This window comes from Komagataeibacter intermedius TF2 (assembly GCF_000964425.1).
GTDB lineage: Bacteria > Pseudomonadota > Alphaproteobacteria > Acetobacterales > Acetobacteraceae > Komagataeibacter > Komagataeibacter intermedius.
On the sequence record NZ_BANF01000693.1, the window covers coordinates 1 to 253 of the forward strand.

General features: G+C 59.3%; 1 protein-coding gene. It reads right to left on the reverse strand.

What is annotated here, in order from left to right; genetic code table 11:
- Positions 1-253: hypothetical protein (locus tag B7449_RS19000; protein WP_048884097.1), on the reverse strand; the 253-nt coding region annotated here is incomplete at both ends.

Sequence of the window (253 nt, forward strand, 5' to 3'; positions counted from 1 at the left end):
GCCACGAGGTTGTTGTAGGTGTCGTTATACAGCCTGACCAGCCTCTCGGCCCGATCGCCATCCTGCCAGACCCATGTCTCGAACGCACGCCTGATCGCCGCCAGTTTTTCCTTTGCGGCTTCCGTCTCCTGTGTGTTCAGTTCGCGGTGCTCATTGCCATCGCCATCACGCCAGACATCCCATATTTTTGGCGATGCCTGCGTCAGGGCATCTTCCAGCAGTTCGCCGGCATGTCGCCGTTCCGTTCCCCAGA